Below are 26,251 nucleotides of genomic sequence, written 5' to 3' on the forward strand. Positions count from 1 at the left end.
CACCAGACCGGCGGCATGACCGTTCGGCAGGAGAACAATCCCATGAGCAGTCCAATGGATTCCGCACTGGAACAGGCGCGCACGCTGTTTTTTCAGGGCGTAGAACATTTCGAGGCAGGCCGTCTGGAGCAGGCCCGCGCCGCCTTCGAAGCGTCGTTGTCCCATGCGCCGGGACGTCCTTCTGTGGCCGGCAACCTCGGCATCACGCTGTGCCATCTGCACCGCTTCGCGGAGGCCGTTCCGCTGCTGGAACTGGCCACCGGCGCCGATCCGGCCTATGCGGATGCCTGGGCCAGCCTCGGCTTGGCGCAGGAAGCGCTCGGGCGCTGGCCGGAGGCGGTCGAAGCGCTGGAGCAGGCCATCCGCCTGAGCCCGGGCCAGGCTGCATTGCAGCTGCACAAGGCCCAGTGCCTGCTGCGCCAGGCGCGCGTGCAGGACGCCCTGCATGCCTTCGACCAATGCCTTGCAACGGCGCCAGAATTTGCGCAGGCTTGGAGCGCGCGCGGCAGCCTGCTGCGCGAACTGAACCGGCTGGACGAAGCCGCCGCCTGTTTCGAAAAGGCGCTTGCCTTCGGCGGCGATGCGGAGCTCAACGGCTACTATCTCGCCTCGGTGCGCGGCAACGCGGCTCCCTCCATTCCGCCCGCGCCGCCGCGCCGCTATGTCGAGGGATTGTTCGATGACTATGCAAGCGACTTCCAGCAGCATGTCGTCGGGCAACTGGGCTATCAGGGCTATGAGCGCCTGCTGCGCCCTCTCGTCGATGCCGGCAAAACATTCGGCCGTGCGCTCGACCTGGGCTGCGGCACCGGTCTGTGCGCACCGCTCCTGCGTCCGATTGCGGAGACCATCGACGGCGTCGACATTTCCCAGGCCATGCTGGAACAGGCGCGCCGGCTGGGCATCTACCGTGAGCTGACGCATGCGGATATCGCCTCCTATCTGGCGGTTTCCCAGGAGCCGGCAGACCTGGTGGTGGCTGCGGATGTCTTCATCTATGTCGGCGAACTGGCCGAGGTGTTCAAGCATGTGCGCCGCCTGCTGGCGCCTTCCGGCCGCTTCCTTTTCACCGTGGAAGCGCCGGAGGGAACGCAGGCCGGGCAGGATCTGCAGCTTCTGCCCAGCCTGCGCTATGCCCATTCGGAACCGTACATCCGCAAGCTGGCGCAGGCATCCGGCTTCCGCGTGGACGAGATTGCATGCGCGCCGATACGGCATGACCAGGGGCGGCCGGTGGAAGGCTTGTACGTTTATCTCGCCTGAGCATCTGGCGAGCTGTTCAAATTTCGATGGGGGCTACCATGCAGGAAAGAATCGCGCAGATGGCTTTGCGCCTGCACCAGATGACCGGCGAGCCGCTCGCGCATTGCAGCTACTTGCTGGATCAGACCAAGGGCGATTATGAAACGGCGCTGAAGATTCTCGAGAGGATTCTGGAGCAGCGCAGGCAGGGGATCACGGCATCCGGCGAGGGTGCAGGTGATGCTGCCGATTTGCCGGCGGAGCAGGAAGCGCAGGATGCGCTCCCCAGCCTTGAGCAGCGAGTCGAACGGCTGGAGGCGCAGCTTGCTTATCTGACGGGCGTGCTGACGACGATGAGCGGGCAGTTGTCGGATTTGCTGGGGAAACTGGCCGATTCAGGGAGTGGAACTAAAGAAGAGTAGCATTTTGCGAGAGCGATACGGGTGTTGCGATTTCCTCGCTCGCCCTACTCCCTCCCCTTCAAGGGCGCCCGGCGAGGGGGAGGGTTGGGGTGGGGATGGGTTTCAAACCTAGCATCGCCACATTGAAACCCATCCCCCTCCTAACCTCCCACCTCGCCGGCCGCCCTTGAAAGGGGAGGAACATTCTTTATCATTTTGCCTTCCACGTTGCCGCTTGCAAGCGGCTCCGACTCCGTAGGCGCAACGCATGCGTTGCGAGACCCCTGCTACGGTCCACCTTCTTGAAAGGTGAGGCGCATTCTTTACACATGCAAGCTGCGTCAAAGCCTCACAACGCACCCAAGCCTCAAGCTTCCGGCGCCGCCCCCACCCAGTTATCGATATCCCGCATCGACCCCGCATTCCTCAACCGCCACAGCTGCTTGTCCTCGCCGATCAGCGCAAAGACCAGCAGCGAGCGGCCGGTCACCGCATACACATGACCGAAGTCGAAGGCCGGATGCTCCGTGCGGTCCGGCTCATTGGTATCGATCAGGTTCACCCAGTCCTTCCCTTCCGGCACGGCGGGCAGCGTGAAGTTCACCACGTCATGATGGGCATTGAACACGATCAGCAGCGTCGCGTCCGAGCCCTGCTTCTTGATGCCGGTTGCCTGCGCGCGGCCGTCGAGCAGCATGCCGAAGCATTTGGCGTTCGGATCCTGCCAGTGCTGCTCGCACATTTCGCTGCCGTCGGGCGTGAGCCAGGCAACGTCCTTGACGTTGAGCTCTTCGTTGTAATTGCCGGTCAGGAAGCGGCCGCGGTTGAGAATGGGAAAACTCTTGCGGATTTCCAGCAGCTTGCGGGTGAAGGCCAGCATGGTGCGGTCTTCCGGGCCGATCTTCGCCCATTCCATCCAGGTAATTTCATTGTCCTGCGCATAGGCGTTGTTGTTGCCGCGCTGGGAATTGCCGAACTCGTCACCGGCGAGAATCATCGGCGTGCCGCGCGACAGGATCAGCGTCGCCATCAGATTACGCTTCTGCCGCTCGCGCAGCGCATGGATTTCGGGATCATCGGTCGGCCCTTCCTCGCCATGATTCCAGGAGTGGTTGTTGGAGTGGCCGTCGCGGTTTTCCTCGCCGTTGGCTTCGTTGTGCTTGTCGTTGTACGACACCAGGTCGTTGAGCGTGAAGCCGTCGTGCGCGCAGATGAAATTGACGCTGGCCCATGAGCGGCGGCCGCGCTTGTTGAACAGGTCGCCGGAGCCGGAAATGCGCGAGGCGAAATCCGACAGCTTGCCTTCGTCGCCCTTCCAGAAGGCACGCACGGTATCGCGGAACTTGTCGTTCCACTCTGCCCAGCCCGGCGGAAACTGTCCGACCTGGTAGCCGCCGGGCCCGATGTCCCAGGGCTCGGCGATGAGCTTTACGCTGGACAGCACCGGGTCCTGGCGGCAGGCGTCGAGAAAGCCGCCGCCTTCGTCGAAGCCGTAGGGTTCGCGCGCGAGGATGGTGGCGAGATCGAAGCGGAAGCCGTCCACCCGCATTTCCTGCACCCAGTAGCGCAGCGAATCGGTCACCATCTGCAGCACCCGCTGGTGCGACAGGTTGACGGTATTGCCGGTGCCGGTGTCGTTGATGTAGAAGCGCTTGTTGTCCGGCATCAGGCGGTAGTAGCTGGCATTGTCGATGCCCTTGAGCGACAGGGTCGGACCGAGCTCGTTGCCTTCGGCGGTGTGGTTGTAGACCACGTCGAGCACCAGTTCGATGCCGGCTGCATGGAACTGATTCACCATTTCCTTGAATTCATTGGCGAACGGCGTCTGCAGGTAAGCCGCATGCGGCGCAAAGAATGCGATCGAGTTGTAGCCCCAGTAATTCTTCAATCCCTTTTCGGTCAGGTAGCTGTCATGCAGAAAGGCATGCACCGGCAGGAGTTCGACAGTGGTGACGCCGAGCGCCTTCAGGTATGCGGCTACCTCGGGGCTGGCAAGGCCGGCGAAGGTGCCGCGCTCCTCGGGCGGAATCTTTTCGTTGAGCGCGGTGAATCCCTTCACATGCATTTCGTAGAAGACGGTGTTTTCCCAAGGAATCTGCGGGCGGCGCTCCGGACCCCAGGTGAAAGCGGGGTCGATGACGCGGCACTTCGGCACCAGATGCGCGCTGTCGCGTTCATCGAAGGACAGGTCCTTGTCCGGCGAGTCGAGCTGATAGCCGAACACTTCCGGCCCCCAGCGCAGCTCGCCGACCAGCTGCCTGGCATAGGGGTCGATCAGCAGCTTGTTCGGGTTGAAGCGATGGCCGGCGTCCGGCTCATAAGGGCCGTGCACCCGGTAGCCGTAGACCGTACCGGGGCGGGCGTTCGGCAGGTAGCCGTGCCACACTTCATCGGTGTACTCGGGCAGCTCGATGCGTTCGATTTCCTGACGGCCGTCGATATCGAACAGGCACAGCTCCACCTTGGTGGCATTGGCGGAAAAGATCGCGAAGTTGACCCCTAGGCCGTCCCAGGTGGCGCCGAGCGGAAACGGCCGCCCTTCGCGGATGATGGATGGTTTCATAACGTCGGGGATGCTGCCGGAGTTGATGAGCGTCATTGCTCCTCCTTGTTATTGGTATGCATGAGGAAAGTTATGGCCTTTGTGAAGTTGCGAGGGATTGAGATAACCGGCATAGCGAAAGCCGTCATGGCGCACGTGCAGTGCCAGTCGGCATGAACATCCAGAACGAAGGTACTCAAGGGAAAGTTCTTCATCAAACTATGCGGGTTGGGGGAATCAGACTACAGCATAGATGTTGCAAACTTTGAATCGTTCCAGTGCTTGCAAAGAGTCATGGATTGCCATGCAACAAGAGCGGGCCGGGCAGCACGGATAAGGACAAGCCGGTTCCTGTCGTCTTTCCGCTGTTATATGCCGTGTCTATATCCCAATATCATGAATCGAAAGCAGACACGTCTTCATGTCCCAGGTAACATGCTTTCCGTCTCCTCCAACTCTCCTTGAATTGGATTCAGCCCGCAAGCCGACAGGTCTGCGGGCTTTTTTTTCGCCTGCCGATCGCGCCTATACTGTGGGCTGTTCCCGACTACGCTGCGCATTATCCTGTCAATGAATTCCCCGTCACCGGCGTCGCAATCACAATCCGCCACCCGCACTGCCGCGCAAGGCGGTCATGTCCTGCATGCGGCAGCCTACCTCGGCGTGATCGCCTGCGTGCTGCTGCTCAACGTGACCGGCAATCCAGTCTTTCGCCTGCCGCTGTCGCTGCTGTCCATTATCGCCATCACCCTGTCCATACCGCACGCGGCGAGACTTGCGCGCGTCATCTCGCTCGGCTTCGTCGGCAGCGGCAGTCTGCTGCTTTGGCAGGCAGGCCTGGGGCTGGACGAGTGGCTGCACGCCTTCGGCGACATGGCTTATCTGCTGGCCCTGTTCGCCGCCTTGCCGGTTCTGGCCGAACCGATCCGCCTCGGCGGTTACAGCCATGCGATACAGGCACTGCTGCAGCGGCGCGTGAGCGGACTGGTCGGCCTCAATTGCCTGACGACCCTGATGGCCTACCTTTGCGGCTCGGTAGTGAGCCTTGCCGCCGTGCCCATCATGATGGCCTGCCTGCAGCCGGTGGTGGAGCGCTACCCGCTCGACAACCGGTTGCGTTTCATGACCGGCGCCTCGATCTCCGGCTATGTGCTGCCCTTGTTCTGGACCCCGGTATCGGGCGTGGTCGGCGTGGTTCTGCACACCTTGCAGCTGGATTGGGCAGCACTTTTCCCGTGCCTGTTCGCACTGAGCGCGGGCTGCCTGCTGATCAACTGGCTGATCTTCTACCTGCTGGAAGCACGCAAGCCGGCGCCCCAGGCAGCGCCTCCCTGCTCCGTTCCGGCCCACGTTCCATCGCCATGGCGCGGGCTGGGTGCCATGCTGGTGGGGATCACCCTGCTGGTGGCAGCCTTTGTGCTGATCGAATACAGGCTTGGCGTCGGCCTGGTGACGGTTGTTACGCTGGTCGCCGTGCCCGGTGCCTTCCTGTGGTGCGCGGCCATCGGTCAAGGCAGGCGATTCGTCACCGAAGGCGGCCGCGCGGCGCTGTCGCGCATCCCGCGCATGGCCGACCAGTTTGCCGTATTCCTTGCCGCCGGTTTCTTCGCAGCGGCGATCCGGCTATCTGGCGCAGACGCCGGGGTAAATCAGCTGTTCATGCAACTGAGTGCGGCGGTTGGCGCCCAAGCGCTGGCGCTGCTGATTCCGGTAATGACACTGGCGGCGTCCTTCCTCGGACTGCATCCGCTGGTCGCCATTGCCCTGCTGGCGGATTCGCTGCGCCCGGAACTTCTCGGCCTCACCTCCGCGCAGCTGGCACTCGCCCTGATCGGCGGCTCGGTGCTGACCTTCATGCTGGGCCCATTCAGCGGCACCCTGGGACTGACCCAGACCATCTCGGGCGTCTCGGCCTTCCGCCTGTGCGCATGGAACGCGCCCTATGCGTTCGGCTACTTTCTGCTGCTCGCGACTTTCCTCCTGAAGTGAACAGCCACGCGTTACGGCAAGGATCCGCGAAACAGCAGACGGCCCATTCGAAAGACGTCCAGGCCCTTATAGATCGGGCCCCAAGACTGCAAACCTTGTCAGCACCGATTATCACCTTCCCGCACTTTCCGCCGGTTTCAACAAGATGCTGCTGGCAAATGTCGTCAAGACCTGTTTTCTGCAGGCATGCGAGCTTTTCCGGCTTTCATTTTTATCCGAAGACTTGCCTTCATTCGAGGCATACGGGGAACCCTTGGGTTCGCCAAACCACACATCGTCACCAGTTCTTGAATTGACGACAGAGTCCAGGCTTCAGGAAAAAGGGGGGCAGGCCGCACTGCATCCAGTCAAGACATAAAATCAGGAGGACGTTATGGCAGTTCCAGCTTCAGGCAGCACAAAATACAATTTCAATCCCGAATCCTACGAAGCGCCGAAGTTCACGAAGGACAAGGACGGCAATTATGATCCCTCTACCTACCAGACGGCGGCGGGGTTCAGGAAATTCATGCATGACAATAACCTTCCATTCATGTCCAATGCCCAGGTCAGGGAAGCGGTCAATAAAGGAACCGTCACGCTTGATGACAAGAAGGTGATTCAGTTGAACGATCAGGACAAGGCCATGTTCCTCAAGCTGAGTGAAGATGGACTGTTCAATCGGCTGGATGCCGGTACGACGCACACCCAGGATGGATGGGTCGGTATTCAAGACATCAATGACGCCATCAAGAACAGGATCCAGCTGCACGGTTCCAAGGCGCAGAATATGCCCGGCACCGAAGGCAAGTTGAAAATCACACAGGACGAAGCCAAGCAGATCCTGCTGGATCAGATGCAAAAACATAAAATTGATTACTTCACGCCACGAACGATCGATTCGGTCATCGATTACCAGAATCATCGTTCGAAGGACGGCAGTCCTGTCGATGCCGATCCCCGCTATATCCAGGCGCTGATGATGCTCGGGAAGGAATACGACAACGTCAATACCAACGGCGACCATTACATTGACGCCGATGAAGTAAAGAATTGGAAAACAAAGGCATAAGCCGAAGCCATGCGTATTAATGTGGCCTCCTCTGCATTTGTCGGGCAGGCCGAACCAGCCACGATACGGTCAATGAATGGTTCACGGCGAGGCGCCCCGGCTCGATGATGCGGCACCGGCCGGTTTACCAAACTTTTTCCCCGATGCCGGGATTGGTGGCCTGAAGGTCCTTGCCGCTGCCGCCATTCCGGCATGCATGTTCCCTGAACCGTGCATGCGGAAGGCCCGCAGCTGTCGGCGAATCGAGCAGAGCAGTGACCAGGCATATGGCCACCGCCTGGCAGCTGCGGCAATCGAGGCACCTGTTAACCTACCGCAGTCGCCTCCACTTCGAACAGCATGCCGTCCAGCGCCAGCCGAGGCACCGGAACCAGCGTGCATGCCGGCATCATGCCGGTGCCGAAGGCGCGCGCGAGCTCCTCGCCGAACACGGCCAGCTTGTCTTCATTGTGATCGACCACGAGCGCCATCAGCCTCACCACCTTCCTGGCCGACGTGTCGGCTGCCTTGAGCGCGATCAGCACATTCTCGAACGCCTGACGTACTTGCGACCTGAAGTCCGGGGCCAGTACGCCATGTTCATTTTGCCCGCCCTGCCCGGCAAGCAGAACCAGCCGCGACGGTCCGGCGACGACGGCCATGTGCGAATAACCGTTGGGAGCAGGATCGTACAGGCCCGGCGGATTGACGAGCCGGATGAGCGAGGCGGACGGCTGCATGAGGGATCTTTCCATATGATTCTCCAGCTGGTTGCGGGGTATCCGGCATTCCTCACCTTGGGAAATGCCAATGTGCGGTAGCATAAAACCTCAACTTAACTTGAGGTCAAGAGGCAACATGAAAAATGATGACGATGCGGACAGGAAGCCGACGCACGACCTGAGCGTGGGCGAGATGGCCAGGCGCAGCGGCGTGACGGTGTCGGCGCTGCACTTCTACGAAACCAAGGGCTTGATCAGGAGCGCGCGCACCTCGGGAAACCAGCGGCGCTATTCCCGCGACATGCTGCGCCGGGTGAGCGTCATCAAGGCGGCGCAGCGCCTGGGCATACCGCTGTCCGAGATCGAGGGTGCGCTCAGGGCGCTGCCGGAAGCCAGGACGCCGACGGCAAGGGATTGGGAAAGACTGGCAAAGCGCTGGAAAGACGATCTCGACGACCGCATACAGCGCATGGTGCTGCTGCGCGACCGATTGACCGGCTGCATCGGCTGCGGCTGCCTCTCGATGAAGCTCTGTCCGCTGGTCAATCCTGCGGACAGCATGGCCGATTGCGGCGCCGGTCCGCAATTGCTGGAGCCCGGTGCCGAAGGCAAGCCGGCGGATGGCGGCGGCCGCCGAAAGACACGCCGCGCCATCGTCTGACTTCGACGCACCGCAACCGGCAAGCACCAGCCGCGGCTGCGGCCGCGTTCAGATCGCTTCCGCGATCGCGCGTCCGAGATCCTGCGTGCCGGCCTTGCCGCCGATGTCACGGGTGAACGGCGCATTGGCCGGACCGGCCTCGAGCACCTTTTCAATCGCGCGCAATACCGCTGCACCCGCCTCGGCATAGCCGAGATGCTCGAGCATCATCGCGCCGCACCAGATCTGGCCGATCGGATTGGCCAGCCCCTTGCCGGCAATGTCGGGCGCGGAGCCGTGCACCGGTTCGAACAGCGAAGGGAAGGCGCGCTCGGGGTTGATGTTGGCCGACGGCGCAATGGCGATGGTGCCCGTGCAGGCAGGGCCGAGATCGGAAAGAATGTCGCCGAACAGGTTGGATGCGACCACCACGTCGAAGCGGTCCGGATTCTGCACGAAGTGCGCGGTCAGGATGTCGATGTGGTACTTGTCCCAGCGGATATCCGGATACTGCTTCGCCATCTCGACGACGCGGTCGTCCCAGTAGGGCATCGTGATGGAAATGCCGTTAGACTTGGTGGCCGAGGTCAGGTGCTTCTTCGGCCGCTTCTGCGCCAGATCGAAGGCGAACTTCAGGATGCGGTCGACGCCCTTCCTGGAAAACACGCTTTCCTGGAACACCACTTCGCGCTCGGTGCCTTCGTACATCTTGCCGCCCACCGACGAATACTCTCCCTCGGTGTTTTCGCGCACCACGTAGAAGTCGATGTCGCCCGGCTTGCGGTTGGCCAGCGGCGAGGGAATGCCGGGCATCAGCCTGACCGGGCGCAGGTTCACGTACTGGTCGAATTCTCGCCGGAATTTCAGCAGCGAGCCCCACAGCGAGATATGGTCGGGCACGGTGTCGGGCCAGCCGACCGCGCCGAAGAAAATGGCGTCATGGCCGCCGATCTGATCCTTCCAGTTGTCCGGCATCATCTGGCCGTGCTTCTGGTAATAATCGCAGGAGGCGAAATCGAAATGGTCCCACTGGAAATCGATGCCGAATTTCCTTGCCGCCGCGTCGAGCACGCGCAAGCCTTCCGGGACGGTTTCCTTGCCGATGCCGTCGCCGGCAATGACCGCAATGCGATGAGTTGTCATAAAAGATTACCTTGAACTGAAAACGATGAGAAAGCCGACGGAGAATGGCTCCGGCGGTTTTTTCACATGATACTTGCTGATGAAAGTCGCTGCCCGGGGATGGCATTGCCCGATAGCAGGGACTGCGAAATTGCCTGATTACTTGACCAGGCCCGCATCCTTTGCATCCTGCAGATACGATTTGGTGCGCTTGGCGACGAAGTCCGGCATCTGGTCCACCGAGATGTCGACCAGGTCATAGCCGGCCGCCGACAGCTTGCTGCGCATGTCCGGGTCGCTGTTGAGTTCGGCCATGATGTTGGACACTTTTTTCTGGATGTCCTTGGGCGTAGCCTTGGGCACGGCAACGCCGCGGTAGGCGCCGTCGACCCAGTCCAGTCCCACTTCCCTGAAGGTGGGCACATCGGGAAAGGCCGGATGGCGCTTTTCCGAGGCCACCGCGAGCAGGCGCATCTTGCCTTTCTGCTGGATTGCGAACGGCAGGTAGGTCATGGCCGCATCGACGTGGCTGCCCATCATCGACGAGATCAGGTCGCCGGTGCCCTTGAACGGCACGTAGGTCGTCTTGACGGCGGCCTGCTTGTTCCAGCGCTCGTGCGCCATGTGGTTGGCCGACAGGCTGCCGGAACCGGCGATGTTGAGCGTGCCCGGCTTCGCCTTGGCGGCTTGCACCAGTTCCTGGTAGGTCTTGTACGGACTGCTGCCCGGCACGACGATGGCATCGGCGGTGAAGTGATAGAAATAGACCGGCGTGATGTCCTCGGTCTTGTACTGCACCGAGCCTTCAAGCGGCTGCAGCACGATATGCGGCAGGTTGACGCCGACGATGGTATAGCCGTCCGCCGGCATGGTGTTGAGCTGCGACCAGGCAAGGCCGCCGCCCGCGCCTGCCTTGTTCAGGACCAGCATCGACGACTGCTTGTACTTGTTCTTGAACAGTTCCGCCTGCAGCCGCGCGACATAATCCGATTCGCCGCCGGCGGGAAAGGGAATGATGTACTGGATCTGCTTGTCGGGATAATTCTGCGCCTGTGCGTGCGCGCCGAACGCGGCCAGCCCGAGTGCGACACCTGCCAGTATCGAATGCAGCTTCATGCCTGTCTCCTGTCTTGTCGTGTTTTTATACAGCCGATTTGAGGACGGGCGCCGGCGCAGGCTGCTGATTCGCAATCCCGGCGCAGACATGCCCAGCCATAGCAACTGTATGCCTTTTGCAGCGGCAGAGATACGGGCAGGGGTTAAAGCAGTTTGTCGGGAATGTTAATAATCGGGGAGAGGATTGAATGCCGGAAATACATGCGGGAACCGCATTCCCGCTCCCGCAAGGAGCACGGAAATATGATGCGCAGGCCGTTAGCGAGAGCGTTCGCGCTGTACGCCGGCGTCAATGGTGCCGTACACCTCGACGCCGGAACTGGAACTGCCGGAGGGGTTGCGCGCGTAGCCGCCGCAGCCTGCGAGCAGGAAGACGGCCGACAGTGCGGCGCACATCAGCGTTGCCCTCGGGCGGGCAGGTGTCCGGCGCCGATGCTCATGCCGGTTTGCAAACCTCACTGCTGCCCGCCTGAACCGTCGCTTGTACGGTCGGCCTGCCCGTTGCGGCTGTCGGGCACGAGCGCATCGTGCAAGGGTTTTTCCAGTTGGTCGCCATGCTTTTTCAGCGACTCCTCGGCCGGCTGCGCCACCTGATGTCCCTGGTGTTGGCGTTCCTGCTGCTTGTCTTGCTGGATGTTCATGGATGCCCTCCTGTGTCATGTGAACGATGAATCTGCAAAGGCAGCGTCGATGAGACCATCAAGAGTAGGCAGGAGCTTTACGATTAAGTTCACCGCTGAACACCAGCAGATCGCGGAAAGCGCCGGCATCTGCAGCGATCTGTCGCATTGCGGCGACGTCGCTCACTGCGTCTGCGTCAACGCAAGACGCAATGCCGCCGGGCATCTAAGCTGAAATCAGTGGAAACCTTTTGCCGCTCGACGCCTTCACTGTGCGCCGGCACCGACACCATGAACGTACAAACCAAGCGCATCCTCTCCGGCATCGCAGGCATGGCAGGCACCGTCTGGCTCGGCATGTTCGCCACGCTGTCGGCCAGGCAGCACAGGCTGATCTTCAATCCGGTTCGCCTCAGGGAAGTCGAGCGGCCGCGCAGCAGCGGCCATCGGACGCGCTCGGTGGTCCTGCGCAGCGCCGACGGCATACGCCTGTGCGGCTGGCTGCTGACGCCCAAGGCGCCCGGCAGGCATCCCGCGGTGATCTACTTCGGCGGACGTTCGGAAGAAGTCTCATGGGTGGTGCGCGATGCCACCAGCATGTTTCCCGGCATGGCTGTCCTGGTGATGAACTACCGCGGCTACGGCGATTCCGACGGCGTTCCTGCGGAGCGGCATCTCATCGAGGACGGCAAGATGCTGTTCGACTGGCTGGCCGCGCACCGGCAGGTCGATCCTGCGCGCATTGCGGTCATCGGCCGCAGCCTCGGCTCCGGCGTAGCGCTGCAGGTCGCCGCGCATCATCCGGTGGCGGCGGTGGCGCTGATCACCCCCTACGATTCGATCCTCGCGATCGCCAAGCGGCGCTTCCGCACCATACCGGTGGCGCTGGTGCTCAAACACCGCTTCGAATCGGTCAAGTATGCCGCCAAGGTGAACGCGCCGGTGCTGGTCCTGCGCGCCGAAAAGGATAACGTCGTGCCGCAGATCCATACCGATCTGCTGGTATCGAAGCTGGCGACCGTGCAGGCGGACGACACGATTGCCGGTTCGGATCATTTCAATATTCCCTACCTCGAAACGACCCAGCAGCGCATCGCCGGATTCCTGCAGTCGCGATTGCAGGAACGCGAACGTCAACCGGAAATGGCCTTGCTGCTGGACCCGGTCAGCGAGTAGGACACCTATTCACCGAAGTGCCGGCCGATCCAGGCGGCAACGCCTGCGACGGAGCGGAATTCACAGACCGACCGGCAGGCGATCTGCGGATGGCGCTGTTCCAGCATGCGCGACAGGGCGCGCCCCGGACCGAGTTCGAGCGCGATCGTAATGCCGGCTTCCGCGCAGCTGTCCATGCACTGGTCCCAGAGCACGGTATCGGCAAGCTGGCGCGCCAGCGTTTCCACCGCGCGTTCCTTGCGGCGCACGCTTTCGGCGGAGATGCCGCAGATCACGGGCAGATGCGGATCGGAGAAGCCGCGCGCCCGCATTTCGGCGAGAAACGGCGCAACGGCCGGCTGCATGAACGGCGTATGCGAAGCGACGCCCATGGGCAATGGCGTGACGCGGCCCCCCCGCTGCTCGGCGTGCACGCGGAAAGCCTCCGCATGTTCGCGCAAGCCGCCCACGATCGCACTGTCCTTGCCGGTTTCAATGGCAATGAAAAGCGCATCGGCCGGCAGCATGTCGCGAAGCAGCGGCAAGCCCAGTCCGGACACTGCCAGCATCGCCTGCGGCGCCTCGGATGCAATACAGCCATCCATTACCGCCGCACGCGCCGCGGCGAGTGCAAGCGCATCTGGCGGCGAAACACTTTCGGCGACGGCGTAGGCGGACAGTTCGCCGATGCTGTAACCCGCGACGAGCGCAGGCTGCGGCATGACGTTCTTCACTGCATCCCATGAAGTCAGCGCAGCCGCGACGAGCAGCGGCTGCGCGCTGCGGTTCGCATACAGGTGCGCGGTATCCTGCAGCGCAGTCTCCGGCGGCATGCCGAGCGCATCCCGCATTCCCCATTGTTCGAGCAGCGCCATTGCATGCGCGCCGTTGCCGAGCACATCGAACATCTGCGCATGCTGACCGCCCTGGCCGGGACACAGAATGGCAAGGCGTCTGTTCATGAGTCCCGGGTCAGCCTGTGTACCAGGCAGGCCGCGCCAAGCAGATCCGCCGCGCCGCCCGGCGAAAGGCGGTCGGCGACGAAACGCCGATGGCACTCGACCGCGTGCACGCCCCAGTCAGCCGCCGCGGTGCCGCCGCGTGCAAGAAAGTCGGCGGCGCATTCCCTGACAAGGCGCGCCCCTTCGGCGCCGCCGCGATGGTAGACATTGGTATCGCTCATGCAGGCCATCAGGGCGAACAGCGCATCGATGCGGGCGCGCTCCCAGCAGCCGCTTGCCGCCAGTGTAGTCTTCAGCGCGGGCAAGGCGACATTGAATACCGAAGGCAGGCCGAGCGCCGCTTCCTCGCGCGCGCCGGTTGCCGCGTATTGCCGGGCTGCCTGCAGTCCGTGCGATGCGCCCGCGTTCTGCGTATGTTTTTGCGTATGCATCGCCAGTCCGCTCCCCCACTCCGACATCAGCGTGGAACGCATATTCTCTGCGGTCATGGGTGCGTGATTGGCTCGGCAAGCGCCGGCCGATGCGCACAGCAGGCCGAGCGCAAAGATGGCGCCGCGATGGGTATTGATGCCGCCGGTGGCTTGCAGCATGCGGCCTTCCGCTTCGATGCCGAGTTGCCTGAGCACGCCGAACGGCGCGCCGCGCATGCCCGCTTCGGTAATCCGGATGAAATAGCTGCGCAGCGCGAACAGGCTGCGGAAGAAGGTGTCGGCGCTCATGTCATCATGGCTGCCGTTGTCGACCAGCGATACCAGTCCGGGTTTCGGATACAGCACCAGTTCGTCGTAAAGGCTGGACACGGCGGCGCGCCCTACCCGCAGGCAGAACTGCCCTTCCTTTCCGGCATCGCAATCCGTGACGATCGCGTCATTCAGCGCAAGGCCGGATTGCGGCAGCATGGCGTTCATTGTCCCGCCTCCAGACTGCCGAGCAGTTCCGCGGTGCTGGCCAGCCGCACCCCGTGCATGTCCTTGGCCAGCACGCGCATGCCCCGCGCGGCTCCTGCCGCGTTCCTCCATTCCTTCCATGCCACCGCCTGCCCGCCGGGAAAGACGACCTCGCCGTCGAGCGGCAATTGTTCGGCCGCGGCACCGAGCATGGCCATGCCTTCCTCAAGCTGGCGTGCGCTGGCGGGAATGAACAGCAGGTCGATATCGGAAGCCGGCGTCAGATAAGACCGGCCGGTCAGCGTCTGCAGGGCGAGCGAGCCGAAGACATGCAGCGCCATTCCGGCCTCTTCCGCCTGTTCGCTCAATCGGGACAGCGGCGTGCGCCAAAGCTGCGGCGCACGATCAACCGTGCTTGCGACGGGCAGCGGCGCGGCGATCCGGCGCACGCCGCTGCGCTGCACGCGCAATCCGATGCGGCGCTTGAATCCGGTTGCAGGGTCAGGCGGCATCGCCAGGCCGAGGCAGCAGTCATCGCTGCCGGCATCGGCATCGGGCCGGCGGGCGATCAGCGGCCAGTCGGCCTGCCGCCACTGCCTGAACGCATCGCTGCAATCGGCGGCAGTGGACGCCGCCGCCGCTGCGGAAGCTGCGGCTTCTGCCTCCTGCCATCCTTGCGGATGCAGCCAGACCAGGCTATGCCGCGCGAGCATGGGTATCGGCGAGCACGGCCTGCACGACTTGCTGCGACCATTTCCTGCCGCCGCGCTGCGCACCGAGCTCGGCGCGCCTGTCCTGAGGCGTCGCCTGCGCCAGCGCCTGCTCCATCTGCGCGGCGAGGTCGCCGTCCCAGATCGCTTCGACGCCGCCCATGGCCAGGTAGTTGTGGGCGCCCGGCGCGAAGACAGGATTGTCCCTGGCCAGCTCGACCAGCCTTTCCTCCGGCACCTTGGTGATGCGCGCCATCGCCGGCAACCCCATCACGCGGATGGTCGCCTGGGGCAGCGCATAGCATGCGTCTGCCATCAGGCCGCTGGTGATGAAGCCACCCGACAAGGCTTGGTCATAGACGAGCCCGATCACCCGGTGGCCGCGCCGGCGCGCGAGGTCGATGCACTTGCCGAGATGCGCCATGTAGCTGTTGATGCCCAGCATTTCATCACGGTGGCGCAGGCGCTGGCCTTGGGTATCGACCAGGATCACGATGGGGCGCTGCGGATGTTCGCGGACGACGGCCAGCACCGCCTGCGCCTGGGCCAATGCGATCTCGATGCCGATCGGCGTGTGGTCCGTGGTGCCGATCACGGCGACCGTCTGTTCGCCGACGCGGGCGGTGCCCGACAGGAAGCGATCCTGCTCCTGGATGTCATGCCCGCCCGGAAAAAGTTGCGAGGCCAGTTCCTGCCAGTTCATGTCTGCGCTCCTGTGCGGTGACGATCGGCGAGATCGGTGAAGGCTTGCGCGTCCAGCATCGGCACCTGCTCCGGCTGCACGATGCCGAGGTCGGACCAGATCTGCATGGGTTCGCTGCGGCCGCCGAAGACGGCTAGCCGCTGTTCCAGCATCCGCTGTTCGGCCTCCAGTTCCTCCAGGGTCAGTGCAGGCGCTTGCCGCGACAGACGGTCGATGGCCTCGGTCGCCGCCGAACGGAACGCACCGATATCGTCGGGCACGACGGCATCGCAGTCGCCCAGCAGATAGCGGTGCTTGCCGCCGGTGGTGCGCCATACCAGGGCGCGGTCGCGCGAGTCGAACTCCTCGACGCCGCCCGCGGTCTCGATCACTTCCGGTCCCGACATGGCGAGCCGCCCTTCTTCCGACATGATGACGGCATTGGCACAGCGCGCGACGATGCCCATGCCGCCGAAGCAGCCGTTGGCGCCGCCGATCAGCGCCAGCACCGGGATGCCGGCCTCGCGCACATCGAGCAGCGCGCGCATCACTTCCGACACGGCGATCAGCCCGGCGTTGGCTTCATGCAGGCGCACGCCGCCGGTTTCCAATAGGAGAACGACCGCATCCGCACGTTCGGCAGCGGCGCGCTTGAGCAGGCCGACCAGCTTGGCGCCGTGCACCTCGCCCACCGCGCCGCCCATGAAGCCGCCCTCCTGCGCAGCCGCCATCACCCGCCGGCCCTGCAGGCTGCCGGAGCCGATGACCACGCCGTCGTCGAAGGCCACCGGAGCATCGAGCTGCCCCAGGTGCGGACTGGTGAAGCGCGCCGCGGGCGGCAGGTATTCGGTGAAGCTGCCGGCGTCGAGCAGCATGCGGATGCGCTCGCGGGCGCTGGCTTCGAGATAGCTGCTCATGGCTTTCCTTCCAGTGCCGATTCGGCGGCCTGATCGAGCCGCAGGCTGACCACGGCGGGCGTGGCGCCCATGTCGTTGATGGAGATGCGCGCATCGGCCAGCGGCCAGCGCGCATGGAAGTCGTTCATCACGGCCTGCCAGATGGCGCCGAAGCCGACGGCGGCGGTATGGACTTCGATTTCGCAGGCGCCGCCGAGCTCGGCCGGCTCGATCAGCACTTCCAGGTTGCCGGAGCTGACCACGCCGACCAGCTGCGGCTGGGCGCTGTTTCTGCGGCTGCCGTTTTCGTAGCGGAATGTGAGGGTTTCCATGGGTTTGATGGTTGTGGTTGATGGGTTGCGAATTCCACTTGCGTCCGTCAAGACCTATTGTTTCCTCCCCTTCAAGGGGAGGGTTAGGGTGGGGATGGGTTTAGCGCGAGTTAATGAAACCCATCCCCATCCCAACCTTCCCCCTACGCCGGGCGCCCTTGAAAGGGAAGGAGCCTTCCTTACTCAGCACTCGTCAAAGGGTTGAATTGTCAAACCCAAAAACTTGCTCTCACCAATTCCTGAACCGCTTCGGCGGGTCATACAAGCCGCCCGAAGCACGCACCAGATCCTTCATGTTCTTCGCCGCCAGCAGATCCCTTGTCGCCAGCCGCTTGTCGATGCCAAGGTCTTCAGCCCGGCGGATGATGCCGCGGTCGCGCAAATTCTCCACCATGCGCCTGTCGCGCCCCAGCCCCACCGGCGTATACCCGGCCACGCCGCGGATCGCCTGCTCGCGCTCCTCCTCGCTGCGGCACAGCAGCAGGTTCGCAATGCCTTCCTCGGTAAGGATGTGGGTCACGTCGTCGCCGTAGATCATCACCGGCGGAATCGCCATGCCGGCCTGCTCGGCCAGCTGCCAGGCATCGAGCTTGTCGACGAAGGCCGGCGCCATGTGTTCGCGGAAGGTCTCCACCATCTGCACCACCAGCTTCTGTCCGCGCGGCATGGCATTGCTGCCTTGGCGCGCCTGGCTTCCCGCCTTCAGCCATGCCGGGCTGACATGGCGCCGGCCGCGTGCATCGGCACCCATGTTGGGCGCGCCGCCGAAGCCGGCGATGCGGCCGAGCGTCGCGGTGGAGGAATTGCCCTGCAAATCGATCTGCAGCGTCGAGCCGATGAACATGTCGCAGGCATAGTGCCCGGCCGCCTGGCACAGCGCCCGGTTGCTGCGCATGGAGCCGTCCGGTCCGACGAAGAAGACGTCGGGCCGCGCCCGCACATAGTCTTCCATGCCGAGTTCGGAGCCGAAGGAATGCACCGATTCGACGAAACCGGCCTCGATGGCGGGTATCAGCGCCGGGTGCGGATTCAGCGCCCAGTGGCGCGCGATCTTGCCCTTCAGGCCGAGCGACTGCGCATAGGTCGGCAGCAGCAGCTCGATGGCGGCGGTATCGAAGCCGATGCCGTGGTTGAGGCGTTCGACCTGGTATTCCGCGTAGATGCCCTTGATGGCCATCATCGCCATCAGCACCTGGATCTCGGAAATCTGCGCAGGATCGCGGGTGAACAGGGGTTCGATGTAATACGGCGTCGGCGACTGCACGACGAAATCCACCCAGTCGGCCGGAATGTCGACGCGCGGCAGCGCATCGACGATGCGGTTGACCTGGGCGATGACGATGCCGCTCTTGAAGGCGGTCGCTTCCGCAATGGCCGGCGTGTCTTCCGTATTGGGCCCGGTATACAGGTTGCCGGCACGGTCGGCCGCTTCGGCCACGATCAGCGACACCCTCGGCGTGAGGTCGATGAAATAGCGCGAAAACAATTCCAGGTAGGTGTGGATGGCGCCGATGTTGAGCTGGCCCGCCGCGGCCAAACGCGCAAGACGAGCTGCCTGCGGCCCGGAGAAGGAGAAATCCAGGCGCGAGGCGATGCCGCGTTCGAAGACATCGAGATGCTCGGGCAGGGCAATCACCGACTGCAGCATGTGCAGCCGGTTGACGCGCGCCGGATCGAGGCCGGCGAGCGCCTTGCCGAGAAAATCAGCCTGCTTCTGGTTGTTGCCTTCCAGGCAGACCCGGTCGCCCGGCTCCAGCACCGCATGCAGCAGATCGGCAATGCGATCCGCCGCGCACACCTTGCCGGAGAGCCCGCCGGCCAGCGCGGAATGCGCGCGCGCCAGGCGGTCCGCCCGATTGCATTGCTGCCGGTTCCATGCGTGTTCACGCGCACCCATTACTCATTCTCCTGTCGGCGGAAAAACTCAGTCGAGCTTGACGTTGGCGGTCTTGACCACCTTCCTCCAGCGGGCGATGTCGGCCGCGAGCATGGAGCCGAACTCGGCCTGCGACATGGTCGGCACTTCCGAGCCGGCGTTCTGCCAGTTGGCCTGCAGCTCGGGCGTCGCGAGCGCCTTCTTCACTTCGGCCGTCATGCGCTCGACGACCTCGGGCGGCGTGCCCTTGACTGCGAACAGGCCGTACCAGGTCGACACTTCATAGTCGGGCACGCCGGCCTCGGCGGCGGTCGGCACGTCCGGGAAACCGGGCGCGCGCTTGGGCGCAGCCACTGCCAGCGCCTTGATGCGGCCCGCCTTGATGTGCGAAGCCGACGAACCCAACCCGTCGAACATCATGTCGACCTGCCCCGCCACCAAGTCCTGCAATGCCGGGCCGGCGCCGCGGTAGGGAATGTGGGTCAGCGCCGTCTTGGTCTGGATCTTGAACAGTTCGCCGGCGAGATGGTGCGAGGTGCCGTTGCCTGCCGAGCCGAAATTGACCTTGCCCGGATTCTTGTTCGCATAGTCGATGAAGGAAGCCAAGTCCTTGACCGGCACCCGCTGCGGATTGACGACGATCACTTGCGGCGGCGTGGCAACCAGCGCGACCGGGATGAAATCTTTCTGGATGTCATAGTCGAGCTTGGGATAGATGGACGGCGCGATCGCATGGTGGGCCGCGCCCATGAAGAAGGTATAGCCGTCGGGCGCCGCTTTTGCCGCCACGCCGGCGCCCAGGTTGCCGCCGGCGCCGCCGCGGTTGTCGATGATGACCGTCTTGCCCAGCTGCTTCGTCAGCTGCGCGGCGAGCGGGCGCGCGAACGCATCGGTGCCGCCGCCGGCCGGGAACGGCACGATGACGGTGATCGGCCGGCTCGGCCAGGCGTCGGCCGCGGCGCACAGCCCGGTGAGCGAGGAAACGGCCAGACCGGCCGCGAGTAGGAAAGCGCGTTTGAGCATCATCGTTGTCTCCACCAATGGAAGGTTGGGTTTGCAGCGAATGGCTGCAGGCATTTACCGCTTTACGGTTTATTATGTGCCTGATCGTATACTTATCGCACGCCTCATGTATACAAGAATTTGAAAATAAAATACAAGGCGGTTGATCAACATCAAACTGCCCGGAGGCAAGCGATGGAACTGTTATCCCTGAGGCAGCCCAAACAGACAGGTTTGCCGCCGAAACACACACCACAGCAAAGAACACATGACAAGCCGCTCCCATTCCCTGCGCGACGCGATCGAAGACAAGATCGCAGTCGGCGAGCTGCGTCCGGGCCAGCATCTGGACGAAACCGAACTCGCCACCCGCTTCGGCGTCTCGCGCACGCCCATTCGCGAAGCGCTGATCCAGCTTGGATCGATGGGCCTGGTGGTGATCCGCCCCCGGCGCGGCGCCGTGGTGGCCGAAATCGCGCCCCAGCAGCTGGTGGAAATGTTCGAAGTGATGGCCGAACTGGAAGCCATGTGCGGCCGCCTGGCCGCGCGCCGCATGTTCACCGAGGAACATGCGCAGCTTCAGAAGGCGCATGAAGCCTGCCGGGATGCGCACGAAGCCGGCGACTCCGACGAATACTATTACCGCAACGAAGCCTTCCACGAGCAGATCTACGCCGGCAGCCACAATGCCTTTCTTGCCGAACAGGCGCGCAACCTGCACCGCCGCCTGCGGCCCTACCGCAGGCTGCAGCTGCGCGTGCGCGACCGGGTCGCCACTTCCTTTTCCGAGCACCAGGAAATCGTCGATGCCATCGTCGCCGGCGACGGCGAACGCACCGCCGCGCTGCTGCGTGATCACATCATGATCCAGGGGCAGCGCTTCGCCGACCTGATTGCTTCGCTGGCCCACCTGTCGAACAAGGCGGCGTGATGCGGGCGCCGGGCAGTCGCCGCTAAGCGAAGCGCCCCATGGCACTCAACTGGATAGACCTGCTGCTGGGCGCCTTCATTCTTCTGAGCATGGCCGTGGCGTGGCGCCGCGGCTTCGTGCTGGAGGCGGTGGACCTCGCCGCCTGGGTCGCCGGGCTGCTGCTGGCCCTGCATTTCTACGCGCCGGCCGCGCAATGGCTGGCTCGCATGACAGGCTGGCCCCCGGCGTGGAGCCGTCCGGGCGCGTTCCTCGCAATCTTCTTTGCCGGCCTGCTGGCGGTGCGCCTGCTCGCCGCGCTGCTTCTCGCGCGGCTGCCCCGGCAGGTCCACCTGCATCCCGCCAACCGGGCGCTGGGCGTGCTGCCCGGGCTGGCCAACGGCCTGATCCATGCGACGGTTGCCGCCGCCCTGCTGATGGCCCTGCCCCTGCCGGAAGGCATGCAGCGCGAAGCCCGCGACAGCGAGCTTGCCAACCGTTTCGCCGGCTATGCCGACGCGGTGGAAGCCAGGCTGCTTCCGGTCTTCGACGACGCGCTCGGCGAGACGCTGAACATGCTGACCGTTCGGCCGCAGTCGTCCGAGATGGTGAAGCTGCCGTTCACGGTCAAGGAGTCCAGGCCGCTGCCGTCGCTGGAAGCGCAGATGCTCGAAATGGTGAACAAGGAAAGGCGCGCCGCCGGATTGAAGCCGCTGACGATGAATGCCGACCTCACCGAAGTCGCACGGGCGCATTCATCGGACATGCTGGCGCGCGGCTACTTCTCGCATCACTCCCCCGAAGGAAAAGACGCCTTCGACCGCATGCGGGCAGCGAAGATAAGCTTCCGCCTTGCGGGTGAAAACCTGGCGCTCGCACCCACCCTGAAACTCGCGCATACGGGCCTGATGAATTCACCGGGGCACCGCGCCAACATCCTGCGGCCGCAATTTGCGAAAGTCGGCATCGGCATCATGGACGGGGGCCGGCGCGGCATCATGGTGACGCAGCAGTTCAGCAATTGAGCGCCTCGGGTCCGCCTTTGCTTGGCGTTTGAGCCGATTCAGTCATTCCGCTTGTGCCTGTCCAATTTCCTGCTCCCGTTATTGCCCCTCAGCTTTCCAAGCAAACTGCAGTCGCGGTGATGCCGAAGGGCACCTCCAACTTCGCTGAAAAATTCGCGTTGACAGCCTATAAATTGCAGGTGTATCGTTTTAGTAAATCGTTTTAGTAACGGTTTTCCATTGCTGGAGGCAGCATGCCCCGGCTTTGCCCATAACAAATTCCAACCTTGGATTGGTCAGGAGACATCATGCAATCCCTTTCCCGCCGTCGCTTTCTGCAGTCCGCTTCAACCGCCTCGCTCGCCCTGGCTTCGGGCATCGCCACACCGCTCCTGCGCGCGCAGACTCCGGTCACGCTGCGCTTTTCCTCCTCGATGGTGGCCGATGACAATGCCGCCCATTTCATCTGGCATCAGCGCATGGAGGCCAACCTGAAGGCGGCGGTCGGCGACCGCATCAAGCTGGCCTATTTCCCCAACAACCAGCTCGGCAAGGAAGCCGACGTGGTGCAGCAGGTGAAGGTGGGTTCGATCGACATGATGGTCACCGGCTCCTCCATCTGGGCGACCCTGGTGCCGGAATTCGGCATGCTGGACCTGGGCTACATGTTCGACAGCTACAAGCATGTGGCCAAGGCGCTGGACGGCGGCGTCGGCACCCAGCTCAACAAGATGCTGCAAAGCCGCACCGGCTGTTCCGTCATTGCCTGGGCTTCGCATTTCGGTCCGCGCAGCGTCTATACCAAGGCGCCGGTGGCTTCGCTGAACGACGTGAAGAACGTCAAGCTGCGCGTGCTGCCGACCCAGGCCTTCATCGAAACCTTCAAGGCCATGGGCGCCATCCCGACGCCGATCCCGTTCGGCGAGCTCTACATGGCCGCGCAGACCGGCGTGGTCGACGGTTTCGAACACGATGCCGCGACCGTACTGGCCTCCAAGCTCAACGAAGTCGTCAAGCATTCCTGGACCACCGAGCACCTGTTCAGTCCAATGGTAGTGGTGGCCGGCAAGCGCTGCCTCGACAAGATTCCCGCCGATCTGCGCCCCGCTTTCCTGAAGGCGGCGCAGGACGCGACCGTACAGCAGCGCGAACTGGCCGCCGCAAAAGGCGAACAGGCGATTGCCGAGCTGAAGCGGCTCGGCATGGCATTCCACCCGATGGCGCCGGCGGAACGGGAATCGGTGCGCAAGGAAATGGAAGCCAAGCTGTGGCCCGCCTTCGCCAAGCAGTATCCGGCCACCGCGCCCATGTTCAAGTCCATCGCGGAGGCACGCGCATGAACACCTATCTCATGATGAGCCCGGCCGGCTTGCCGGGCAGCGCCTTTCCGGATCTGCCTGAAGGAGAGCGCGGCGCCGCCGCGCTGCCGGCATGAACGCGCCGGCCCTGCATGGCGATGCCGCGCCCGCGCTCGGCTTTCGCATCGATCATTCCGGCGGGCGCTGGCTGGCGCGCCTGATGCGCGGGACGGAATATTTTTCCGGCGCCGTCCTGGCTGTCGATGTCGCCATCGTGTTCGCGTCGGTCGTCTACCGCTACTTTCTGCATGACCCCTGGCACTGGGCCGAGGAAATCGCCCGTGCGCTGATGGTGATCCAGGTGTTTTTCGGCGCGGCCACCGTGCTGGCGCGAAGCCAGCATGTGGGCATCGACGTGTTCCGCGGCATGCTGCCGTCGTCATGGCGGCCTGCGCTCATGCAGCTGTGCAGCTGGATCATCGTTGCGGTGTCGGGAACGCTGTTCGTCTCTTCCTGCCAGCTGCTGTTCGACGCCCAGGGCCAGACCACGCCGATCGGGCTGCCGCAATGGATCTACATTTATCCGGTCGTCATCGGCAGCGCCTTCATGACGCTGTTCGGCATCGCCAATGCGGTCAACGGTCCGGCACGCACGGTCTGGGGAACGTTTGCGGCAGGCGCGGCGCTGTGCGGCGCGGTCTGGTGCTGGAACACGCTGATGCCGGAACACCCGGTCCAGCCGTGGTTCCTGCTGACCGCCGGTTTCCTGGTCGGCCTCCTCATCGGCTTGCCGATCGCCTTCGTGCTGGCGCTGTCGTCGCTGCTGTACTTCCTCACCGATCCGACACTCCCGCTGCTGATCTATTCGCAGCAGGTGCTGGCCGGCATGGACCATTTCGTGCTGCTGGCGATTCCCTTCTTTGTTCTTGCCGGCCTGCTGATGGAATCCAACGGCATGTCGTCGCGCCTGATCGAACTGCTGCTGCGCATCTTCGGCCGCGTCCGCGGCGGCCTGAATCTGATCATGATCGTCGCCACCGCATTCTTCTCCGGCGTGTCGGGTTCGAAGCTGGCCGACATCGCGGCGGTGGGCGGCATCATCATGCCGGCGGTGCGCAAGACCCGCCAGGACCCGAACGAAGCCGCCGGCCTTCTCGCCTGCACCGCCGTGATGGCCGAGACGATCCCGCCCTGCATCAACATGATCATCATGGGATTCGTCGCCAACGTATCGATCGCCGGGCTGTTCATGGCGGGCCTGATACCGGCCGCGGTGCTGGCGCTGTCGCTGGCCGCGGTGGCCGTGTATGTCGGCAAGAAAATCAATCCCGACGAGGCCTTCGATATCCGCACGCCGCTGCTGCCCCTGATCGGCGGCGCGCTGGTCGCATTGGTCATGGTGACCATGATCGGCAAGGGCGTCACCTCCGGCGTGGCCACCTCGACGGAAATCTCCGCATTCGCGGTGATCTACGCGCTGGTGGTCGGCGGCTTTGCCTTCAGGGAACTGACGCTGCAATCGGTGGTGCAGCTCTTCGTCAAGTCGGCATCGATGGCCGGCGGCATCCTGTTCATCGTGGCCGCCGCTTCCAGCCTGTCGTTCGCGCTGACGCTGCTGCAGATCCCGGTCTATGTGTCCGATGCCATGGTGGCCTTCGGCCGCGAATACGGCAGCATCTTCTTCGTGCTGGCCTCGGTATTGATCATGATCGTGTTCGGTGCCGTCCTCGAAGGCGCGCCCGCGCTGATCATTTTCGGTCCGCTTCTGACGCCGATCGCGCAGCAGCTGGGCGTGCATCCGCTACACTTCGGAACAGTGATGGTGATTGCGATGGGCCTGGGCCTGTTCGCACCGCCGATCGGCCTGGGTCTGTTTGCAACCTGCTCGATCACCGGCACCGAGGTCAAGCATGTAGCGCGCCCCATGATGAAATACCTGGCGGTTCTGTTTCTCGTGCTCATCCTGCTGGTTCTGGTGCCGCAGTTTTCGATGTGGTTGCCGACGCATCTCGGCCTGTCTTGACAAAGGAGAATGCAGTTGAGCAGCACCATTCAGGATGTGGCCAATCACGCCGGCGTTTCCGTCAGCACCGTATCGAACGTGCTGAACGGCCGGTCGGACCGTATGGGAAAAAGCACGCTGGCCAAGGTGGAGGCGGCGATTGCCGCCCTCAATTTCCGCCCGAACCGGGTTGCGCGCCAGCTCAAGACCGGCACCACGGCCATGCTCGGCCTGCTGGTGCCGTCGATTGCCAACCCCATGTACGGCTTCATCGCGCGGGAAATCGAATCGATCGCGCAGGAGCGCTACGGCTATCGCGTCATGCTCGGCAACACCTACCGCGACAAGGAAAAGGAGGCCAGCTTCATCGACGATCTGCTGGCTTACGGCGTGCGGGCCGTCATCGTGATTTCCTCGCTGGCCGACGAGAAGCATATCGAGGCGGCAATGCGGCATGGCATGGTGGTGGTGAGCTACGACCGCCGCGCGACGCCCGGCGCGACATCGCTGATCGATCATGTCTCGGTCGACAACTTCCGCTCCGGTTATCTGGCCACCCGGCATCTGATCGAGTGCGGGCATGAACGGCTCGGCTTCGTGACGGCTTCCGGCAAGACCCTGAGCCGAAGCGAGAAGCTGGAAGGTTTCTGGTCGGCCGTCGACGAAGCCGGACTGCGCAGGCATGCGCAGGTCATCGAAATCAAGACCGGCAGCGTGTTCGGCGATTCCGACATGGCCGATGCGGGACGCCAGCATGCCGCGCACATGGCGCACGCCAGGGATGCCGCCGCGCCGAGCGGCCTGATCGCCATCAACGACATGCTGGCGCTCGGCTTGATGGCCGGCTTTCACGATGCCGGGCTCAAGGTGCCCGACGACATGTCGGTCATCGGCATGGACGACATGTTCCTGTCGTCGCTGGCGAACCCTGGCCTGAGCACGGTGCGCCTGCCGGTGAAGGACATGGCGGCCACCATGGTCGAACGCATCATTGCCCGGCTCGGCGATCCCGCGGTGACGCCGTCCGAGTTCCTGTTTCAGCCCGAATTCGTGGCACGGCAATCCGTACGGGACTTCCGTTGAACCGATCCCACGTCATGGAATGGCTCGGGAT

Annotated in this window: 25 protein-coding genes; 11 read left to right on the plus strand and 14 right to left on the minus strand. The window is 63.5% G+C overall.

Annotated features, from left to right (window positions below):
- Nucleotides 1-42: 42 nt before the first annotated feature.
- Both IGW03_RS09455 and IGW03_RS09460 read left to right on the plus strand, forming a co-directional pair.
- Entirely contained in the window at nucleotides 43-1,263 is a 1,221-nt protein-coding gene (locus tag IGW03_RS09455; RefSeq protein WP_194722281.1) for a tetratricopeptide repeat protein, read from the plus strand.
- Nucleotides 1,264-1,301: 38 nt separating this feature from the next.
- The gene (locus IGW03_RS09460; RefSeq protein ID WP_194722282.1) at nucleotides 1,302-1,664 is read left to right on the plus strand and encodes a hypothetical protein; all 363 of its coding nucleotides are present in this window, start codon (nucleotides 1,302-1,304) and stop codon (nucleotides 1,662-1,664) included.
- Between the two features lie 346 nt (nucleotides 1,665-2,010).
- On the opposite strand, the gene glgX is transcribed toward IGW03_RS09460, so the two are convergent.
- Complete coding sequence (gene glgX / locus IGW03_RS09465; RefSeq protein ID WP_194722283.1) at nucleotides 2,011-4,242, minus strand: glycogen debranching protein GlgX; 2,232 nt, start codon at nucleotides 4,240-4,242, stop codon at nucleotides 2,011-2,013.
- A 513-nt stretch (nucleotides 4,243-4,755) separates the two neighbouring features.
- Here glgX and IGW03_RS09470 point away from each other — a divergent pair.
- A complete protein-coding gene (locus IGW03_RS09470; RefSeq protein WP_194722284.1) occupies nucleotides 4,756-6,174 on the plus strand; it encodes a hypothetical protein in 1,419 nt (472 codons plus the stop codon).
- A gap of 373 nt (nucleotides 6,175-6,547) precedes the next feature.
- The gene (locus IGW03_RS09475; RefSeq protein ID WP_194722285.1) at nucleotides 6,548-7,225 is read left to right on the plus strand and encodes a hypothetical protein; all 678 of its coding nucleotides are present in this window, start codon (nucleotides 6,548-6,550) and stop codon (nucleotides 7,223-7,225) included.
- 305 nt (nucleotides 7,226-7,530) lie between these two features.
- Here IGW03_RS09475 and IGW03_RS09480 read toward each other — a convergent pair whose 3' ends face one another.
- Nucleotides 7,531-7,959: a RidA family protein gene (locus tag IGW03_RS09480; RefSeq protein ID WP_228535271.1), complete on the minus strand. Its 429-nt coding sequence runs from the start codon at nucleotides 7,957-7,959 to the stop codon at nucleotides 7,531-7,533.
- A 103-nt stretch (nucleotides 7,960-8,062) separates the two neighbouring features.
- Between IGW03_RS09480 and soxR the strand changes: the two genes are divergently transcribed.
- A complete protein-coding gene (gene soxR, locus IGW03_RS09485; RefSeq protein WP_194722286.1) occupies nucleotides 8,063-8,587 on the plus strand; it encodes a redox-sensitive transcriptional activator SoxR in 525 nt (174 codons plus the stop codon).
- 48 nt (nucleotides 8,588-8,635) lie between these two features.
- On the opposite strand, the gene IGW03_RS09490 is transcribed toward soxR, so the two are convergent.
- The 4 genes from IGW03_RS09490 to IGW03_RS09505 all read right to left on the minus strand — a co-directional run bounded on the left by IGW03_RS09490 (nucleotide 8,636) and on the right by IGW03_RS09505 (nucleotide 11,445).
- Nucleotides 8,636-9,709, minus strand: a complete 1,074-nt coding sequence (locus tag IGW03_RS09490; protein WP_194722287.1) for a tartrate dehydrogenase — start codon at nucleotides 9,707-9,709, stop codon at nucleotides 8,636-8,638.
- 138 nt (nucleotides 9,710-9,847) lie between these two features.
- Nucleotides 9,848-10,804, minus strand: coding sequence for a Bug family tripartite tricarboxylate transporter substrate binding protein (locus IGW03_RS09495; protein ID WP_194722288.1), 957 nt, complete (start codon nucleotides 10,802-10,804; stop codon nucleotides 9,848-9,850).
- A gap of 258 nt (nucleotides 10,805-11,062) precedes the next feature.
- Nucleotides 11,063-11,263: a hypothetical protein gene (locus IGW03_RS09500; RefSeq protein WP_194722354.1), complete on the minus strand. Its 201-nt coding sequence runs from the start codon at nucleotides 11,261-11,263 to the stop codon at nucleotides 11,063-11,065.
- Complete coding sequence (locus IGW03_RS09505) at nucleotides 11,260-11,445, minus strand: hypothetical protein (protein WP_194722289.1); 186 nt, start codon at nucleotides 11,443-11,445, stop codon at nucleotides 11,260-11,262. Before IGW03_RS09505 ends, IGW03_RS09500 begins: the two co-directional genes overlap by 4 nt.
- A 270-nt stretch (nucleotides 11,446-11,715) precedes the next feature.
- Here IGW03_RS09505 and IGW03_RS09510 point away from each other — a divergent pair, with 270 nt between their 5' ends.
- The gene (locus IGW03_RS09510) at nucleotides 11,716-12,600 is read left to right on the plus strand and encodes an alpha/beta hydrolase (protein WP_194722290.1); all 885 of its coding nucleotides are present in this window, start codon (nucleotides 11,716-11,718) and stop codon (nucleotides 12,598-12,600) included.
- Between the two features lie 5 nt (nucleotides 12,601-12,605).
- On the opposite strand, the gene IGW03_RS09515 is transcribed toward IGW03_RS09510, so the two are convergent.
- The 8 genes from IGW03_RS09515 to IGW03_RS09550 all read right to left on the minus strand — a co-directional run bounded on the left by IGW03_RS09515 (nucleotide 12,606) and on the right by IGW03_RS09550 (nucleotide 19,947).
- Complete coding sequence (locus IGW03_RS09515; RefSeq protein WP_194722291.1) at nucleotides 12,606-13,541, minus strand: ACP S-malonyltransferase; 936 nt, start codon at nucleotides 13,539-13,541, stop codon at nucleotides 12,606-12,608.
- The gene (gene mdcB, locus IGW03_RS09520; protein ID WP_228535273.1) at nucleotides 13,538-14,449 is read right to left on the minus strand and encodes a triphosphoribosyl-dephospho-CoA synthase MdcB; all 912 of its coding nucleotides are present in this window, start codon (nucleotides 14,447-14,449) and stop codon (nucleotides 13,538-13,540) included. Before mdcB ends, IGW03_RS09515 begins: the two co-directional genes overlap by 4 nt.
- Nucleotides 14,446-15,141 (minus strand): malonate decarboxylase holo-[acyl-carrier-protein] synthase, encoded by a 696-nt coding sequence (gene mdcG, locus IGW03_RS09525; protein ID WP_194722292.1) that lies wholly within the window; start codon nucleotides 15,139-15,141, stop codon nucleotides 14,446-14,448. The genes mdcB and mdcG overlap by 4 nt, the downstream gene beginning before the upstream one ends.
- Nucleotides 15,125-15,841: a biotin-independent malonate decarboxylase subunit gamma gene (gene mdcE, locus IGW03_RS09530; RefSeq protein ID WP_194722293.1), complete on the minus strand. Its 717-nt coding sequence runs from the start codon at nucleotides 15,839-15,841 to the stop codon at nucleotides 15,125-15,127. Before mdcE ends, mdcG begins: the two co-directional genes overlap by 17 nt.
- Nucleotides 15,838-16,737, minus strand: a complete 900-nt coding sequence (locus tag IGW03_RS09535; protein ID WP_194722294.1) for a biotin-independent malonate decarboxylase subunit beta — start codon at nucleotides 16,735-16,737, stop codon at nucleotides 15,838-15,840. Before IGW03_RS09535 ends, mdcE begins: the two co-directional genes overlap by 4 nt.
- Entirely contained in the window at nucleotides 16,734-17,048 is a 315-nt protein-coding gene (gene mdcC, locus IGW03_RS09540) for a malonate decarboxylase acyl carrier protein (RefSeq protein WP_194722295.1), read from the minus strand. Before mdcC ends, IGW03_RS09535 begins: the two co-directional genes overlap by 4 nt.
- Nucleotides 17,049-17,277: 229 nt before the next feature.
- Nucleotides 17,278-18,945: a malonate decarboxylase subunit alpha gene (gene mdcA, locus IGW03_RS09545; RefSeq protein WP_194722296.1), complete on the minus strand. Its 1,668-nt coding sequence runs from the start codon at nucleotides 18,943-18,945 to the stop codon at nucleotides 17,278-17,280.
- A 27-nt stretch (nucleotides 18,946-18,972) separates the two neighbouring features.
- Nucleotides 18,973-19,947, minus strand: a complete 975-nt coding sequence (locus tag IGW03_RS09550; RefSeq protein ID WP_438943632.1) for a Bug family tripartite tricarboxylate transporter substrate binding protein — start codon at nucleotides 19,945-19,947, stop codon at nucleotides 18,973-18,975.
- Between the two features lie 247 nt (nucleotides 19,948-20,194).
- Between IGW03_RS09550 and IGW03_RS09555 the strand changes: the two genes are divergently transcribed.
- The 5 genes from IGW03_RS09555 (at nucleotide 20,195) to IGW03_RS09575 (ending at nucleotide 26,220) form a co-directional block, all read left to right on the plus strand.
- Nucleotides 20,195-20,857 carry a GntR family transcriptional regulator gene (locus tag IGW03_RS09555; RefSeq protein ID WP_194722298.1) on the plus strand — a complete coding sequence of 221 codons (663 nt, stop codon included), beginning with the start codon at nucleotides 20,195-20,197 and terminating at the stop codon, nucleotides 20,855-20,857.
- A gap of 38 nt (nucleotides 20,858-20,895) precedes the next feature.
- On the plus strand, nucleotides 20,896-21,858 hold the full coding sequence (locus IGW03_RS09560; RefSeq protein ID WP_194722299.1) for a CvpA family protein: 963 nt from the start codon (nucleotides 20,896-20,898) through the stop codon (nucleotides 21,856-21,858).
- A gap of 287 nt (nucleotides 21,859-22,145) precedes the next feature.
- Nucleotides 22,146-23,177, plus strand: coding sequence for a TRAP transporter substrate-binding protein (locus IGW03_RS09565; protein ID WP_194722300.1), 1,032 nt, complete (start codon nucleotides 22,146-22,148; stop codon nucleotides 23,175-23,177).
- Between the two features lie 91 nt (nucleotides 23,178-23,268).
- Nucleotides 23,269-25,158 carry a TRAP transporter large permease gene (locus tag IGW03_RS09570; protein WP_194722301.1) on the plus strand — a complete coding sequence of 630 codons (1,890 nt, stop codon included), beginning with the start codon at nucleotides 23,269-23,271 and terminating at the stop codon, nucleotides 25,156-25,158.
- Nucleotides 25,159-25,173: 15 nt separating this feature from the next.
- Nucleotides 25,174-26,220 carry a LacI family DNA-binding transcriptional regulator gene (locus IGW03_RS09575; protein WP_228535275.1) on the plus strand — a complete coding sequence of 349 codons (1,047 nt, stop codon included), beginning with the start codon at nucleotides 25,174-25,176 and terminating at the stop codon, nucleotides 26,218-26,220.
- The last annotated feature ends 31 nt before the right edge of the window (nucleotides 26,221-26,251 follow it).

It is taken from the genome of Noviherbaspirillum malthae (genome assembly GCF_015352985.1).
Lineage (GTDB): Bacteria > Pseudomonadota > Gammaproteobacteria > Burkholderiales > Burkholderiaceae_D > Noviherbaspirillum > Noviherbaspirillum malthae.